Source organism: Microcoleus sp. K5-D4 (assembly GCF_036704575.1).
Taxonomy (GTDB): domain Bacteria; phylum Cyanobacteriota; class Cyanobacteriia; order Cyanobacteriales; family Microcoleaceae; genus Microcoleus.
The window spans coordinates 1-18,524 of record NZ_JAUBSD010000045.1 but is presented as its reverse complement, the minus strand read 5'-3'; the positions used below and the strand labels follow the sequence as shown (position 1 = coordinate 18,524).

General features: G+C 47.2%; 7 protein-coding genes. All 7 read right to left on the bottom strand.

Annotated features, from left to right (window positions below):
• Nucleotides 1-11: 11 nt before the first annotated feature.
• Nucleotides 12-2,627 carry a CHAT domain-containing protein gene (locus tag QUA77_RS15560; protein ID WP_333451027.1) on the bottom strand — a complete coding sequence of 872 codons (2,616 nt, stop codon included), beginning with the start codon at nucleotides 2,625-2,627 and terminating at the stop codon, nucleotides 12-14.
• 118 nt (nucleotides 2,628-2,745) lie between these two features.
• Complete coding sequence (locus tag QUA77_RS15555) at nucleotides 2,746-5,655, bottom strand: two-partner secretion domain-containing protein (RefSeq protein ID WP_333451025.1); 2,910 nt, start codon at nucleotides 5,653-5,655, stop codon at nucleotides 2,746-2,748.
• 65 nt (nucleotides 5,656-5,720) lie between these two features.
• Nucleotides 5,721-8,612: a two-partner secretion domain-containing protein gene (locus QUA77_RS15550; protein ID WP_333451022.1), complete on the bottom strand. Its 2,892-nt coding sequence runs from the start codon at nucleotides 8,610-8,612 to the stop codon at nucleotides 5,721-5,723.
• Between the two features lie 65 nt (nucleotides 8,613-8,677).
• Nucleotides 8,678-11,569 (bottom strand): S-layer family protein, encoded by a 2,892-nt coding sequence (locus tag QUA77_RS15545; RefSeq protein ID WP_333042814.1) that lies wholly within the window; start codon nucleotides 11,567-11,569, stop codon nucleotides 8,678-8,680.
• 65 nt (nucleotides 11,570-11,634) lie between these two features.
• Nucleotides 11,635-14,526: an S-layer family protein gene (locus QUA77_RS15540; RefSeq protein ID WP_333451020.1), complete on the bottom strand. Its 2,892-nt coding sequence runs from the start codon at nucleotides 14,524-14,526 to the stop codon at nucleotides 11,635-11,637.
• Nucleotides 14,527-14,591: 65 nt separating this feature from the next.
• On the bottom strand, nucleotides 14,592-17,534 hold the full coding sequence (locus tag QUA77_RS15535; RefSeq protein ID WP_333451018.1) for a two-partner secretion domain-containing protein: 2,943 nt from the start codon (nucleotides 17,532-17,534) through the stop codon (nucleotides 14,592-14,594).
• A gap of 107 nt (nucleotides 17,535-17,641) precedes the next feature.
• Nucleotides 17,642-18,259 carry a Uma2 family endonuclease gene (locus tag QUA77_RS15530; protein WP_333042819.1) on the bottom strand — a complete coding sequence of 206 codons (618 nt, stop codon included), beginning with the start codon at nucleotides 18,257-18,259 and terminating at the stop codon, nucleotides 17,642-17,644.
• Nucleotides 18,260-18,524: the final 265 nt, after the last annotated feature.

Sequence of the window (18,524 nt, the reverse complement as noted above, 5' to 3'; positions counted from 1 at the left end):
CCGATCGAAGATTACTGCCAATTGCCCACTAGCACGAAAGGTGCCCAGAAATACGGATTCTGATACTGTTGGTTTTGCAACAGAGTTAATTGAGCATTGCGGAGGGCTTCAGCTTTGCTGGTTTTAGAAGAAGCCAGTTGCTTGTAAAACTCAGTCATAAAGATAGCTGTAGATTCGTCGTTGACTTGCCAAAGGGTGGCGGCGGTGCTGCGGGCACCCGATCGAATTGCGGCCCCCGCCAAACCCAAAGCCGCGCGGTTATCGCCGGAAGCAGTTTCGCAAGCACTCAAAACCAAAAGTTCGATCGGCTGTTGTTTCTCACCAGTGCGGGCTCGCAGCAGTCGATCGAACTCCTTAACATTCACTTTCTGATCCCAAGTCACAATAAAAGTATCCGCTGCATTCGAGCTAAACTGACCGTGAGTTGCCAAATGGACGATCGGGTAAGACAAAGCTTTAATTCGATCGTGCAACCGCCCGCTGACAAAATCTTCATTCAGCAGCGAACTCGCCGGCATCTCGGCTGCAATTTGTTGAATTTCCTCCTTCACCCCCGGCAAAGCCGAGAAGCCTTGACGCGCTTCGGAGAGGGCAGCGGTAAGCACTTTTAACTTGACTTTGTTCAGCGGTTTCGGTGCCAGCAGTTGCAATCCCGGCGCCAAAGCAATGCTGTATTTTTCTACCAAAAACTTTTCACCGTCGTGGAGCACCGCCATCGGCAGATTCCGCAAATAACCGTCGAGAACAAATACCAGAGTTTTAATCCCGCTAGTGGTCAAATCCGCCTCTGCAGGGCGGATTAACCAGTCGTAAACCTGTTCAACCGCTTGCCTCCTGTTGCGGGGGAAAGAAGCAGGCCTGATGGTATTTTTGGCTTGTCTGAAGGCAGTTTCCAACTCGGCTTGAGACTTCACAGTAGCGTAGCGGCGCAGAGGTTTGCCGGGAATTGACAAAATTACCTCCAAACGATCGCTCAAAATAATCGGATAAATCACCGCCGCTGTCGGATCGATTTCCTCGATCGACTTTGGTTTAGCATCAGCGCAAGCATCCCGAAAAAAGTTGTCCAATTCCGCCAACTGCAAAGATTCCACCGTTTGGCGCGCCTGTTTCAATTTAGCTTGACTGGGAGATTCCTCTTGCAAAAGCAGCCCGACTAATTCCCGATAAACCGGTTCGGCACTTTCCCGAAACGAAAATTGCACTTCGGGATTGACTGTCACCAAATCGCCCCGCAGAGAAGACAATATATTGACAGCTTGAGTATATTGAACGATCGCCCCTTCTGTATTTCCCTGAGCTTTCCGAATCCGTCCAAGTTGCCAAAACAATTGGTAAGCAATATCGGGAGATTGAAACGCCGGTGCTAAACTCAAAGCCTCAGTTGTGAGATTTTCCGCTTTCTGATACTGCTGTTGGATTTCCGATAGTTTGCCTTTCGCTGCCAGAATATAAGCTTTTATTCGTTTGTCGCCCAAACTGTTTGCTTTTTCGACAGAGCGATCGAGCATTGTGTCAATCTCGCTTAAACTCAAAGTTTTCGCAGGCGACTGAGCTAATTTCATCAAACTTTGAGCTAGATTAATTTGAGCGTAAAGTCCAGCGTGATTCGAGCCAAATTGAGCGACTTGAGGTTCGATGGAACGCCACAAAGCTTCTGCCTCAGACCAATCTTCGCGATCGACCAACAAACTCAATTGGTTTAACTTTGCCTGAATGTGTAGGAGCGCTCGATCCGGGATCGCCTGCGCCGATCGAGCATAATACTCTAGGGCAAAGCGTTCCCAATCACCCCGCTGTTCTGGTGTCAAACCCGGTTTATTGCTTTTAGCCCGTACCGTATTCCCTAGATTGAGATAAATTGCAGCCTCCTCTGGCCGGGCACCTAATTTTTGCGCCGCTTCCAGCCCAACCGACAGCACATCCTGCGATCGTTCCAGTTGTCCCAAAACCCGCAGCACCCGCCCTAAAGCATGAATTGCCCGGACTTGTTCGAGAGAAACCGAGCCATTTTTCAAACTTTCCAAACCCGCTGCAGAAACTTCGCAAGTTTGGTTTTCCAGCTTGAAGGAAGCTAACAGCATTTTGCAAGCTCTGGGGTAAAGTCCGAGAATTTCCCAAGCCCGACTTTGATTAATTTGAACTTGAAAAAATTGGGGTTTTCTATCAATTTGCTCGAAAATTTTAGCAGCTTGCGTCCAAATCTCGATCGCATCTTGAGTCTGCCCCCGTTCGAGTTGCAACTGTCCTTGAATGTTGAGAGTTTCAGCCAAAATCCGCTGCTGTTCGGGAGTTTTTGTCTGTGTTCGCACAACCGACAAACTCGAATTTACAGCTTTTTCTGCTTGTTCCCAAAGCGCCAACTGCCCGTAGGTTGCAGCTAAATTGCTCAAAGCTGTGGCGCGATCGAGATTTTCGCCTTTTGCCTCAAACTGCGCCGCCGCTTCCTGCAACAGCGGTACAGCTTCCGAAAAACGTTCCTCTTGGTAAAGAGTTCGAGCTTGTCGGACAAGCTGCACCGCTGGTGGTGGATTAACCTGAGCAACTCCGGGAGGAATCGCAACTGCTAGCAGACAGGAAATCACAAATAACAGAATTACTTGCCGGAGCGATCGGGAAAACTTCATATTTTAAAAATAAAATTACAGTCGCAGACACACACTAATTAACCCTAATCAATCTTATTCTTTATCTGCGTTAATCCGCGTTAATCCGTCTACATCTGCGGTTTAAAAAAAAACAATTTCAACGCGGCACACAACCAGAATTCTGCCGAGGATTGCGAGAGTCAGCAGCATTACCCGGATTATATCCAACAAGCATAACTTCTCCTTTCGCATTCACCACCCAACCTTGCGCCGGAACAACTTCCTCTTGCCGGATGCCTTCTTCCCTCGAACCTCTTCCCCCCTCGATCTCAATCCCTTCTTCTTGATTCCCTCTTCCTGCCTCTTCCACCCACGGCAACGGCGCTGGCGCACTGCTGAGAACATCATTAGGACTTGTTTGCACTCCTCCTTTCCCAGTGATGGTAAATGCGCTCCCGGCCCCTCGGATGCAGGGATTTGCTGCAATTAACGCAGCGGAATCGACCACATTTTGCGGCAGTTCAACTAAACCTTGAGCAGGATTCACTCCTGAAGAACTAAATGTAACACTACCTTGCAAAGCCGGGCCGCTACTTTGGGAAATCGCCGCAATATCGCTGGTAGGAATTAGAGAAGTCGGACTTACTTGCAACGCTGCAAATTCAGCATCTGTTAATCCCAAAGTCGCTCGCACCTGTTCGCGACTGACTGATGTAAACCCAAAAACATTGGGGACATTAATATTAACGCGGCCACCTTGAGCCGATCGCGCATTAGCCGTAATATCGCTATTTTCATTGGGGAGAGCCACCAGAATATCGCTTTTAATGTTGATATTGCCACCCTCAGAAATACTTGCATCAGTTGTAATTCTGCTGCCTCGCCGCAACTGGACATCCCGTGCTTCAAGGTTAATATTTGCTCCGGCGCCGGATTCAGTTCTCCCGTCAATGCTGCTTTGATTGTCAAGGGAAATTGAGTCTGCTTTCACGTTAATGTTACCAGCCCGTGCCGAACCCAATGCTTGCAGATTGAGAGTTCCCCCATTGCGAAGAATCAATTGCCCAACATTCAGATTCAACGAACCTCCGTTAGCCGTAGCATTGGGATTTCTAACGCGAGAGGCAATCCCAACGGAAGTCTGAATTTGACTGTTAAATTCACCTTGACCGCCATTACCAATAATTTCCACACGCCCCGCATCGATAGTAATGCTTCCGGCTTCTCCTTTGCCTAAAGATGCAGTAGTCATCACGCCCCCACCTCGGAGAGTCAATACGGGTGTAGAAATATTCATACTTCCTCCCCGATTAGCAGCGTTGGCATCAGCGGAGATAAAACTGGGGCCCCGACTGCCGTTCGCCAAAACTCCAGAAATACCCTCTATTGTGACTGACTCGGTAGCCCTAAGTGTCAAATTACCTCCTTGCCCCCCAGTTGTATTAAAGGGTTGGTTGCCCACAACTGAGCCGCTAGATAAACTAATTCCGCCTCCGTCTGAAATCCTCAAGCGCTTCGTGTCGATATTAATGTCCCCAGCTTGCCCATTCACACCGCCAGCAGTTGAAGCCATTAAGGTTGCTACGGGACTTCGAGGAGGAGTCCGCAGCACTTCTACTGCTTCATTCGCTTTAATGTAAATATCCCCCGATGATCCTCGGTCGCGAGTTATGGTCAGTAAAGCAGAACCATCACTTACGGTTAAACGCCCTCCCTCAAAGGAAAAATCTCCTCCCTCACCCGCACTCCCGGTATATGTGCCACTGTTGACCGCAGAACTGACTTGATCGAAAACCCTAGCACGGATGGTTATCTTTCCGGCGTTACCCGTACTGAAGGTGCCGCTAGTCAATACACTTCCATTGTTCATCAACAGTTTTCCGGTGTCGATTGTAATGCTTCCGGCATTTCCCCTGCCAGCAGTGCCAGTGCTTAGGACAAGTTGGGGGTCAAAAGGGGCGATCAATCCAGATAGCAAATACTTACCGGCAAAAACTGTATACAGAGGCAATCCAATCCCCTTCATGTCTACTGAGTCGGTAGCCCGGATATTGACAGCGCCTCCGGCACCACTTCCGGCTGTCAGAGTGGATATTTGCGCCCCACCTTGGGCTAGAAAATTTTGAGCGTTAATATCGATGCCCCTACCATCGATATTTCCCAAAGTTAGCGCATAAATTCGCCCATTGTTGAGGTTGACATTTCCACCTCGAATCTCGACTTTGCCGCCACCGATTCCACTGGTGTTGATCAATGAACCCTTAGTTATTTCAATATTACCAAAGTTGGAAATCTTGTCATAGTTTAAACTTAATCCCAATCGCGTTGCCCCCAATCCAACCATCCCCGGACTAGCGACGCTACCGAGCAAAATTTGTCCGGTTGATGCAGTGAGATTTCCCTGATTTAATTCAAGATTTCCGCCCACTAGAGCGATAGTTTTTCCTGGCTCAACTCCTAAGCCCATGTTATTGAAAATCGGCGGGATTCCAGCGGGTAATTGTGGTAAATTAAAAGCTGGTGCTGCTGAAGAGTTAATGATTTTTCCCGGATTTTCTCGAAAGTTTAAACCGATAGGTATATTGACATTTAGCAGCGGTATTGATTGGGGATTGCGGCTGCTGAATTGATACCCATTATCGAAAACTACGCTATCTGCTGAACTTGCTAAAAATGAACCACGCAAATCTAGCCTCGCATTGGGGCCGAAGACGATTCCTTTGGGATTGAGTAAAAATAAGTTGGCATTTCCTTGAACTCCCAACACACCTAAAATATTAGAAGGATTGCCACCCGTAACGCGGGTAAAAATATTCGCAATTCCGTTAGGATTGGCAAAATATGCTCCTCTGCCTTCACCCACGTTAAATTGTTGTAAACTGTGAAATAAATTGGCTCCGCGAGTTGCACCGCCAGTGATTCTATCTGAGGGTAAGTTGTTGATAGTATCGGGAACTGTACGCGAACTTTCTGCACCCAAGCTGCTGTCTGGGATGATTTGGGCGATCGCAGGGAAAGGGCACAGCAGTAAGAATGCAAAAAATAGGGCGGAAGATTGGCGGGGCATCTTTTAATTCCTGTTAATTTAGTATGAGGAAAATAGCGACGGGTTAGCCAAAACCAGAAGAGTACCTATTGAGGTACGCACACACCCGTCGGTTTCGGACTGCGAAGAGATGCAACACCACCTGAATTATACGCTACCAGCGTCACTTGTCCTCGATCGTCCATTACCCAACCTTGAGCGGGAATAATTTCTGTTAGCCGAACGTCTATGGATGCTAGGGAGCCTTCTACTTGCTGACTTCCACCTACCGCTGGTTCCACCCAATTAAACTGGCTAGAATTGCTGCTGAGAACATCATTAGGACTCGGTGGCACTCCTCCTTTCCCAGTAGCGGTAAACTCGCTCTCGGCCCCTTTGATGCAGGGATTTGTCGCAATTAACGCAGCCGGATCGACCACATTTTGCGGCAGTTCCACTAAACCCTGAGCGGGATTTACCCCAGAATCACTAAATGTTACAGTACCTTGCAAAGCCGGGCCGCTACTTTGGGAAATCGCCGCAATATCGCTGGTAGGAATTAGAGAAGTTGGACTTACTTGCAACGCTGCAAATTCAGCATCTGTTAATCCCAAAGTCGCTCGCACCTGTTCGCGAGTTACTGATGTAAACCCGAAAACATTGGGGACGTTAATATTAACGCGACCACCGGCAGCCGATCGCGCATTAGCCGTAATATCGCTATTTTCGTTGGGGAGGGCGACCAGGATATCGCTTTTAATGTTGATATTGCCACCCTCAGAAATACTTGCATCAGTTGTAATTCTGCTGCCTCGGCGCAACTGAACATCCCGTGCTTCGAGGTTAATATTTGCTCCGGCGCCGGATTCAGTTCTCCCGTCAATGCTGCTTTGATTGTCAAGGGAAATTGCATCTGCTTTGACGTTAATGTTACCAGCCCGTGCTGAACCCAATGCTTGCAGGTTGAGAGTTCCCCCATTGCGAAGAATCAATTGCCCAACATTCAGATTCAACGAACCTCCGTTAGCCATAGCATTGGGATTTCTAACGCGAGAGGCAATCCCAACGGAAGTCTGAATTTGACTGTTAAATTCACCTTGACCGCCATTACCAATAATTTCTACACGCCCCGCATCAATCGTGATGCTTCCGGCATCTCCTTTGCCTAAAGATGCAGTAGAAATAAGTCCTCCATCCCGGAGAATTACTAAAGGTGTGGAAATGTTCATACTCCCTCCCCGAGCAGCAGAGTTGGTATCAGCGGAGATGAAACTAGGATTCCGACTGCCATTCGCCAAAACTCCAGAAATACCCTCTAGTCTGACTGACTCAGTAGCTTTAATTGTTAAATTACCTCCTGGCCCCCCAGTTGTATTCAACGGTTGGTTGCCCACAACCGATCCACTAGATAAACTAATTCCGCCCCCTTCAGAGATCCTCAACCGCTTCGTGTCGATATAAATGTCTCCGGCTTTCCCATTAATGCTGATTGCGGTTGCACCAATCAAGGTTGCTACGGGACTTCGAGGAGGAGTCCGCAGCACTTCTACTGATTCCGAAGCTTTAATGTTGATATTCCCCGATGGTGCTTCACTGCGAGTGGTGCTGATGAGCGCACTGCCATCGCGTACGATAAAACGTTCTCCCTCAAAGCTGATATTTCCTCCCCTACCCGTACTCCCCGCGAGTGTGCCGGTGTTGATCCCTGAACCGACCAGATCGAAAACCCTGGCACGGAGGGTCATATTTCCGGCGTTGCCAGCACCTAATGTAGCGCTACCCGATACGGTTCCATTGTTGATCAGCAGTTGTCCGGTATCGATTAAGATGTTTCCCGCATCTCCCATGCCAGCAGTGCTAGTTTCCAGCAGAATCTGTGGGTCAAAAGCGTTGATTTTTCCAGAGATTGTATAATTTTTGACAAAGTTTTGAAAGCTCTCAAATCCAATCCCGATCAGTTCTACTGAATCGGTAGCGCGGATATTGATAGCGCCTCCCGCGCCACTTCCGGCTGTCAGCGTGGAGATTTGCGCCCCACCCTGGGCCCGAAACAGTTGAGCGTTAATATCGATGCCCCTGCCATCGATATTTCCCAAAGTCAGTGCATAAATTCGCCCATTGTTGAGGTTGACATTTCCACCTCGAATATCGACTTTGCCGCCACCGATTCCACTGGTGTTGAGCAGTGAGCCGTTCGTTATTTGAATATTACCAAAGTTGGAAATCTTGTCATAGTTTAAACTTAATCCCAATCGCGTTGCCCCCAATCCAACCATCCCCGGACTAGCGACACTACCCAGCAAAATTTGTCCGGTTGAGGCAGTGAGTGTTCCCTGATTTAATTCCAGATCTCCGCCTACTAGGGCGATTGTTTTTCCGGGCTCCACTGCTAAGCCTATGTTCTTGAAAATCTGCGGGATTGCGGGGGGTAATTGTGGTAAATTCAAGGCGGGCGCTGCTGAAGAGTTAATGATTTTTCCCGGATTTTCTCGAAAATTTAAACCAATAGGTATATTGACATTTAGCAGCGGTAATGATTGCGGATTGCTGCTGCTGAATTGATAGCCATTATTGAAAACTACGCTATCAGCAGAACTTGCTAAAAATGAACCACGCAAATCTAGCCTCGCATTGGGGCCGAAGACGATTCCTTTGGGATTGAGTAAAAATAAGTTGGCATTTCCTTGAACTCCCAACACACCTAAAATATTAGAAGGATTGCCACCCGTAACGCGGGTAAAAATATTCGCAATTCCGTTAGGATTGGCAAAATATGCTCCTCTGCCTTCACCCACGTTAAATTGTTGTAAACTGTGAAATAAATTTACTCCGCGAGTTGCACCGCCAGTGATTCTATCTGAGGGTAATTTGTTGATAGTATCGGGAATAGTCCGTGAACTTTCCGCACCCAAGCTGCTGTCTGGGATGATTTGGGCGATCGCAGGGAAAGGAAACAGCAGTAAAAATGCAAAAAATAGGGCGGAAGATTGGCGCTGCATCTTTGAAGTCTGGTTAATTTAATATTAGGAAAATAGCGAGGGATTAGCTAAAACCTAAAGAGTACCTATCGAGGTACGCAAACACCCGTCGATTTCGGACTGCGAAGAGATGTACCACCACCAGAATTATACGCTACCAGCGTCACTTTTCCTTGCTCATCCATTACCCAACCTTGAGCAGGAATAATTTCTGTTGGCCGAACGTCTATGGATGCTCTTTTGCCTTCTACTTGCTGACTTCCACCTACCGCTGGTTCCACCCAAGGAAACGGCGATGCTGCGCTGCTGAGGGCATCATTAGGACTCGGTGGCACTCCTCCTTTGCCAGTGACGGTAAATGCGCTATCGACCCCTTGCGTGCAAGGATTTGCGGCAATTAAAGCAGCGGGATCGACCACATTTTGCGGCAGTTCCACTAAACCTTGAGCAGGATTCACCCCAGAAGCACTAAATGTTACACTACCTTGCAAATCCGGGCCGCTACTTTGGGAAATCGCCGCAATATCGCTAGTAGGAATTAGAGAAGTCGGACTTACTTGCAACGCTGCAAATTCAGCATCTGTTAATCCCAAATTACTCCTGGCTTGTTCGCGGTTAAGGCTTGTAAAGCCAAATATATTTGGTACATTGACCGTAACTTGTCCGCCCCTAGCTGTGCGAGCATTAGCTGTAATATCGCTATTTTCTCGCGGTAAAGCTACCAAAATATCGCTATTAATTCTGATATTACCGCCCTCAGAAACACCTGCATCGGTGGTAATTCGGCTACCGCGCCGTAACTGAATATCTTGCGCTTGCAGGTTAATATTAGCACCGGAACCAGTGACCGTTGTGCCATCAATTATGCTTTTATTGTCCAGGGCAATGGAGTTCGCTACAACGTTAATATTGCCAGCCCTACCTGTTCCTGAAGATTGAACATTAACAACTGCACTATCCCGAAGAATCAATTGATTAGCATTCAAATTCAACGAGCCTGCATTTCCGCTAGCATTGGAATTGACAGCATTAAACGCCCTACCAGCCGAGGCCTCAATTCCACTCCTCAACCCACTGTTACTCCCAATACCTTGCACTTGTAAGCGATCGGCATTAATTGTAATATCTCCTGCATCTGCTATACCCAAAGAAGCCGCAGAAATAACGCCGCCATTCTGCACAGTTAGTTTAGGTGTTGACAGGCGGATATCTCCACCTCTACCAGAACTTGCAGTTTGAGTAACAAAAGAACTTGCTACATAGCCCGCATTCTCCAAAAATCGTGACTCACCACTCACTTCTATAGAGTCGGAGGCTCTCACAGTTAAATTTCCTCCCGTCCCCCCACTTGTAGAAAACACGGCTTCGCCAAAAATTGCACCAGTCGTTAAACTAATTGTGGCTCCATTAGAAACACTCAACCGCTTAGTGTCGATCGTAATATCCCCACCTTTTCCATTCCCATCAAAAGTATTCGTGCCGAGCCGAGTTTGCCCTAGACCTACAGGAAGACTACCCGATAATTCCACCGATTCACTCGCTTTAATCGCGATATTCCCCGATGCTCCATCACTAAGGCTGAAGCTGGCAAACGCACCGCCATCGCGCAGTATTAACCGTTGCGCTTCAACAGAGATGTTTCCGCCTTGACCAGTGCTTTCGTTCGTTGTTCCGTTATAGAGCGTTGAACTGATGAGTTCGACCGTGTTGGCGCGGATAGTCAAATTTCCGCCATTCCCAGCACCAAAGGTGGGGGCACCAGCCACTACCCCATTGCTCATCAACAGCCGTCCGGCTTCAATGTTAATATCTCCGGCTGCTCCACTGCCAATAGTGCTAGTGAACAGAACAATTTGCGAAATAAAGGGGTTGCCTGTTCCAGATGTCTGAAAATTTTCTGTAAGCTGCTGATAGCCCTCAATTCCCAACCCGATCATTTCTACTGAGTCAGTAGCGCGGATGTTGATATCGCTTCCTCTCCCCTCTCCTAATGTGGAGGCGAAAATTTGCGACCCCCCCTCTACTCGCAAGTTTTGGGAATTGATGTCAATGCCTCTACCATTTATATTTCCGAGTGTCAGTCCATAAATTCCTGAACCATTAAGATTAATATTTCCACCTCGAATATCGACTTTCCCACCTCCTAATCCGCTGGTATTTATAAATGCACCGTTCATTTCAATATTGCCGAAGTTCTGAATACTGCTATAGTTTAAATTCAGACCTAAAGCTGTTGGTTCAAATTGCACTAAACCTGGACTATTGACACTACTCAGAAGAATTTGTCCGGTATAAGCAGTTAGATTTCCTCCTTGGAGTTGAATGTCACCGCCAATTAATGCTAAAGTTTGACCGGGATCTACGGCCAAACCGAGTTTTTCAAAAGCAGGAATTTCTATGGGTAGTGGTGGTAAGGCTGAGGTAGGAGCCTTTGTTTGGGAAGAGTTGACAATTGTACCGGGATTGTCTCTAAATCTTAAACCCACAGGAATATTGATTGCTAACAATGGCACTGCATTAGAATTAGCTGCACTAAATTCAAAGCCATTATCAAAGAGAATTCCGCTACCGGTTGCACCGACAAATGAGCCGCGCAAATCTAACCGAGCGTTGGGACCAAAGACAATTCCTTTGGGATTAAGTAAAAATAAGTTGGCATTTCCTTGGACTCCCAAGACACCTAAAATATTAGAAGAATTGCCACCCGTAACGCGGGTGAATATGTTGGTGATTCCGCTGGGATTGGCAAAATAGGCTCCCCGCCCTTCACGGATGTTAAATTCGCGCAAGCTATGAAAGAGGTTAACGCCACGAGTTGCACCGCCTTCTATTCTATCTGAGGGTAAGTTTTTGATAGTATCGGGAACTGTCCGTGAACTTTCTGCGCCCAAGCTATTATCGGGGATGATTTGAGCGATCGCGGGGAAAGGAAACAGCAGTAAAAATGCAAAAAATAGGGCGGAAGATTGGCGCTGCATCTTTGAAGTCTGGTTAATTTAATATTAGGAAAATAGCGAGGGATTAGCTAAAACCTGAAGAGTACCTATCGAGGTACGCAAACCCCCGTCGATTTCGGACTGCGAAGAGATGCACCACCACCAGCATTATACGCTACCAGCGTTACTTGTCCTCGATCGTCCATTACCCAACCTTGAGCGGGAATAATATCTGTTGGCCGAACGTCTATGGATGCTATGAGGCCTTCTACTTGCTGACTTTCACCTACCGCTGGTTCCACCCAAGGCAACGGCGATAGAGGGCTGCTGAGGGCATCATTAGGACTTGGTGGCACTCCTCCTTTCCCAGTGACCGTAAATGCGCTATCGGCCCCTTGCGTGCAGGGATTTGCAGCAATTAACGCAGCCGGATTGACCACATTTTGCGGCAGTTCCACTAAACCTTGAGCAGGATTCACCCCAGAAGCACTAAATGTTACATTACCTTGCAAATCCGGGCCGCTACTTTGGGAAATCGCGGCGATGTCGCTGGTAGGAATTAAAGATGTAGGACTTACTTGCAACGCTGCAAATTCAGCATCTGTTAATCCCAAAGTCGCTCGCACCTGTTCGCGAGTGACTGATGTAAACCCAAAAACATTGGGGACATTAATATTAACCCTACCACCTTGAGCCGATCGCGCATTGGCTGTGATGTCGCTGTTTTCTTGCGGGAGGGCGACCAGAATATCGCTTTTAATGTTGATATTACCACCCTCAGAAATACTTGCATCCGTTGTAATTCTGCTGCCTCGGCGCAACTGGATATCTCGTGCTTCAAGGTTAATATTTGCTCCGGGACCGGATGCCGTTCTACCGTCAATGCTGCTTTGGTTGTCAAGAAAAATTGAGTCTGCTTTGACGTTAATGTTACCAGCGCGTCCCGATCCCAAAGCTTGCAGATTGAGTGTTCCTTCATTGCGAAGAATCAACTCCCCGACATTTAGATTCAACGAACCTCCGTTAGCCGTAGCATTAGGATCTATAAGCTCAGAGGCAATCCCAACGGAAGTCTGAATTTGACTGTTAAATTCACCTTGACCCCCATTCCCAATAACTTCTACACGCCCCGCATCAATCGTGATGCTTCCCGCTTCTCCGCTGCCTAAAGATGCAGTGCTAATAACTCCCCCACCCCGCAGAGTCAGTACAGGTGTAGAAATGTTGATACTCCCTCCCCGATTAGCAGTGTTGGCATCAGCACAGATGAAACTGGGATTCCGACTGCCGTTCGCCAAAACTCCAGAAAAACCCTCGACTGTTACTGACTCAGTGGCCCTAACTGTCAAATTACCTCCGGGCCCCCCAGTTGTATTCAAGGGTTGGTTGCCCACAACTGCTCCGCTAGATAAACTAATCCCGCCTCCGTCAGAAATCCTCAACCGCTTCGTGTCGATATTAATGTCCCCAGCTTCCCCATTCACACCGCTGGCAGTTGAGCCAATTAAACTTGCTACGGGACTTCCAGTGGGAGTCCGCAGCACTTCTACTGATTCCGAAGCTTTAATGTTGATATTCCCCGCTCCTCCTTCACCGCGGGTGATGCTGATCGCACTAGCACCATCGCTTACGGTTAAACGTTTTCCCTCAAAGGTGATATTTCCTCCCCTACCGGTACTCCCCAAAAGTGGGCCGCTGTGGATTGCAGAAGCGAGCATATCTAAAACCCCGGCACGGATGGTTATATTTCCGGCGTTGCCAGCACCTAACGTGGTGGTAGTCAATGCGCTTCCATTGTCCATCAGCAATCGTCCCGTGTCGATCGTGATGTTTCCGGCGGCTCCCATGCTATTAGTGCCAGTTATCAGCAGAAGTTGTGGGTCAAAAGGGTCGAAAGAGCCAGATACCGTATAGTTACCACCAAACACTCTATAGTTATCTAATCCAATTCCGTTCATTTCTACTGAGTCGGTAGCGCGGATGTTGATAGCGCCTCCGGCACCACTTCCTGCTGTCAGCGTGGAGATTTGCGCTCCACCTTGGACCCGAAACTGTTGAGCGTTAATATCGATCGCCCTGCCATCAATATTTCCCAAAGTCAGTGCATAAATTCGCCCATTATTGAGGTTGACATTTCCACCTCGAATATCGACTTTGCCACCACCGATTCCACTGGTATTTATCAGTGAGCCGTTGGTTATTTCAATATTACCAAAGTTAGAAATATTGTCATAGTTTAAACTTAATCCAAATGGCGTTGCCCCCAATCCAACCATCCCCGGACTAGCGACGCTACCCAGCAAAATTTGTCCGGTAGATGCAGTGAGTGTTCCCTGATTTAATTCAATATCTCCGCCCACTAGAGCGATAGTTTGTCCGGGAGCAACTGAAGCGCCCATTTTATTGAAAATCGGCGGAATTTCTGGGGGTAATTGTGGTAAATTAAAAGCTGGTGCTGCTGAATAGTTAATAATTTTACCCGAATTTTCTCGAAAATTTAAACCGATAGGTATATTGACATTTAATAGGGGTACTGATTCGGGATTGCGGCTGCTGAATTGATAACCATTATCGAAAACTACGCTATCAGCAGAACTTGCTAAAAATGAACCACGCAAATCTAACCGAGCGTTGGGACCAAAAACAATCCCTTTTGGGTTAATTAAAAACAAGTTACCGTTTCCCAAAACTCCCAGAGTTCCTAAAATATTAGAAGGGTTGCCACCAGTAACGCGGGTAAAAATATTCGCAATCCCGTTAGGATTGGCAAAATAGGCTCCCCGCCCTTCACGGATGTTAAATTCGCGCAAGCTGTGAAAGAGGTTAACGCCGCGAATTGCACCGCCTTCTATTCTATCTGAGGGTAAGTTGTTGATAGTATCGGGCACTGTACGCGAACTTTCTGCACCCAAGCTATTATCGGGGATGATTTGAGCGATCGCGGGGAAAGGAAACTGCAGCAAGAATGCAAAAAATAGGGCGGAAGATTGGCGGCACATCTTTGAAGTCTGGTTAATTTGGTATTAGGAAAATAGCGAGGGATTAGCTAAAACCTGAAGAGTACCTATTGAGGTACGCAAACACGCGTCGGTTTCGGACTGCGAATAGATGCACCACCAATAGAATTATAGGCTACCAGCCTTACTTGTCCTCGATCGTCCATTACCCAACCTTGAGCGGGAATAATTTCTGTTGGCCGAACTTCTATGGATGCTAGGGGGCTTTCTACTTGCTGACTCCCACCTACCGCTGGTTCCACCCAATTAAACTGGCTAGAATGGCTGCTGAGAACTTCATTAGGACTCGGTGGCAATCCCCCCCGCCCCGTCACAGTAAACTCGCTCTCGGCGCCTTGGATGCAGGGATTTGCAGCAATTAACGCAGCCGGATTGACCACATTTTGTGGCAGTTCCACTAAACCTTGAACGGGATTCACTCCAACAGAACTAAATGTTACCGCCCCTTGCAAAGCCGGGCCGCCACTTTGGGAAATCGCCGCGATGTCGCTGCTGGGAAGCAGAGATGTAGCACTTACTTGCAACGCTGCAAATTCGGCGTCACTGAGCCCCAACCTGTTTCTGACTTGTTCGCGACTCGCTGCTGTAAAACCAAAAACATTGGGAACATTGATATTCACCCGGCCGCCGCCTGCTGTGCGGGCGTTGGCTGTAATGTCGCTGTTTTCTTGCGGGAGGGCGACAAGAATGTCGCTGTTGATGTTGATATTGCCGCCGTCAGAAGTGCCTGCATCGGTGGTAATTCGGCTGTTGCGGCGCAATTGGATGTCTCGCGCTTGCAGGTTAATATTTGCTCCTGTACCGGATACAGTCGTGCCGTCAATCATCGCTTTATTGTCAAGAGCGATCGAATTTGCGACAACATTAATATTACCAGCGCGTCCGGTTCCCGTAGCCTGCACTGTCACTGTAGCTCCATCTCTGACAATTAGTCGATCGGCATTCAGATTCAACGAACCGGCATTTGCCGTCGCCTGGGGATTAGTCCCAAATATCTTGCCCACCGAAGCATCAATTGTACTGACAAACAGACCATTATTTCCGCTGCCGCTGACCTCAATGCGATCGGCATTAACAGTAATATTCCCCACATCTCCCACCCCCAAAGAACTCGTAGAAACTATCCCCCCATCCCGCACGGTTAGGCTTGGCGTATCAATACGAATATCCCCACCCCGACTCGAACTCAAAGTTCCAGAAGTCAATGCACTCGCATTCTGAATTCCGCTGCTCAAAAGTTGAGAAATGCCTGAAATTTCTACTGATTCAGTAGCCCTAACTGTTAAGTTTCCAGCAGGCCCGCCCTCCTGAGAAAACAAAAACCTGCCAACTAAAACACCCGTTCCTAATGTAAACGCCGAACCTCCAGAGAGAGTCAACCGCTTGGTATCGACGTTAATATTCCCCGCCCTGCCGTTAGATGCGATACTCAGGGTGCTAATTCCGGTTGACACAACCGTTGTCGGGCCGCTGTTAGACAATTCTACTGATTCAGCAGCATTAATGTTAATATTCCCCGACGGGCCGCTGCTGTAGCTTGTGCTACCCAGAATAGAACCGTCGCGCATAATTAATTTCGCGACATCAAGACTAATGCTTCCTCCCGCACCGCTACTTTCTTTAGCTGTCCCGTTGTTAATTCCAGAACCCACCATCTCAAAAGTATTGGCACGAATAATTAAATTGCCGCCATTTCCACCGCCAAAAGCAATGCCGCTACCTACTACCCCATTGTTGAAGAGCAGGCGGCCGGTGTCGATCGTAATATTCCCCCCCGAACCAGCACCAGCACTAGCATTAAACAGCGTCATTAGCGGGTCAAATGGGTCTGTAGTTCCCGATACTAAATATTTAATTGCAACCTGTTGATAGCCCTCCACTCCCAGCCCGATCATTTCTACTGAATCAGCAGCACGGAAGTTGATATTACCTCCTGCACCATCTCCTAAAGTCAAAGTAGAAAATTGCGTGCCATTTTCCACTCGCAACTTTTGGGCGCTGATATCGATACCTCTACCATCAATATTTCCCAGTGTCAGCGCATAAATTCGCGCCCCGCTGAGGGCGACATTTCCACCTTTTAACTCTATTCTGCCGCCACCGATGCCGCTAGTGTTGATGAGTGTTCCATCGGATATTTGAATATTGCCGAAGTTTTGAATATTGTCATAATTTAAAGTTAAATTTCCCTTTTCCCCCGCTGTCATTGCAAAATTAACTAAACCGGGATTGGCTGCGCTACCGAGTAAAATTTGTCCGCCGCTGGCGGTTAAATTGCCGCCTTGCAGTTGAATGTCGCCACCAATCAGTGCTAAAGTTTGACCTGGTTCTACTGCTAAACCAACTCGATCGCTAATTGGGATTGGCACAGCAGAGGCTGGGAGATTTACCTTCCCTACAGCCGTCGATTGATTGACAATTGCACCGGGATTGTCTCTAAATCTTAAACCAACGGGAATATTAACGGTTAACAGGGCAGATGTTTGTGGGTTGGTGGTACTGAATTCAAAGCCGTTATTAAACACAATACTGTCAGCGGTTGAACCGATAAACGAACCGCGCAAATCTAACCGCGCATTAGGTCCGAATATAATTCCTTTCGGATTAATTAAGAATAAATTGCCGTTTCCCAAAACTCCCAGAGTTCCTAAAATATTAGAAGGATTTCCGCCAGTAACGCGGGTGAATATGTTGGTAATTCCGCTGGGATTTTCAAAATAAGCTCCCCGCCCTTCACGGATGTTAAATTCGCGCCAACTGTGAAAGAGGTTAACGCCGCGAGTTGCGCCGCCAGTGATTCTATCTGAGGGTATGTTATTGATAGTATCGGGAACTGTCCGCGAACTTTCCGGGCCCAGGGTATTATCGGGAATAATTTGGGCGAAGGTTTTCGAGGAAAATAGCAACAGGAAAGCAAACAGTAGGGAGTAACTTACGGGCAGGCAAGATGCCCACACTACAGTCCAATATAGTATTTTTGCAACAGGCATCTTACCTGTTTTTGAGAAGGGTGAAAATAGTAAAGAGTAATGGAAGGGAGGCATAAAAACACTCTTTCCAAGATAATTTTTTTTCGGTGTAATCTCATCTCGTTTCTCTAAATGTTTTGAATTTGGCTGCTGAGTACAAGTTGCTCGACTGTGATTTCTAGTTCGGGAAAAGTTTTAGAGATAATGCGCTCATTACCTGTAAAACTTTGAATTACATAACTGCCATTTTCCAAAGAGTAAACGAAAACTGTGGGAATTTTGGGATTTCCTAGATAAGCCCTAGAAGCGATCGCTAAATAGTCCAGAATCCAATACTCACAAATGCCGAGCCTTTGATACTCATCTAGTTTATCCACATAGTCGTCTTCCCAGTTAGTTGAGGTAACTTCTACTGCTAATTGGATAGGTTCGGTAAGGGCTCCGTAGCCACGTACATTGCTGTTCCATACTGATGCCTTAACCACGCCGACATCAGGATTTCTGCCTTGCTCTTGTCCTGAAGCTGTTACAGTTCTTAAAACTATATCTTTGTCAACGATATAGTCAAGCCCCAAGCGCTCGCTTTCTCTGTCGAAAGACTTAACAAGAAATCGTGCCACATTTTTATGAGATATGGTTGCTTCCACTTTGACAATCTCCCCATTTACAAGTTCGTAGATACCAGATCCATCTGGGTAATTTTGCAGGAAGTCTGCAAATGTTAGTTTAGTTTTTGTCTGAATCATAAGACAATCCTCTTGTGTTAACTACGTTATAAGACAAGATTGCAAAAATTGCAAATTATCCTTAAAATATCTGCGTTGATCTGCGTTATCTGCCTTGGATATGCGGTTGAGCTATCACTCAAAAAAACATACAAATTGTTGTCGCCGAGAGAATTAGGAATGAGAATTAAATAACTTACACAAGAAGTCAGGGTAAGAGCATCTCAATTAGGCTTGACACAAGGACTCAGAAGAATCTAATGTAGGGTCAATAAAACAAGAAAAG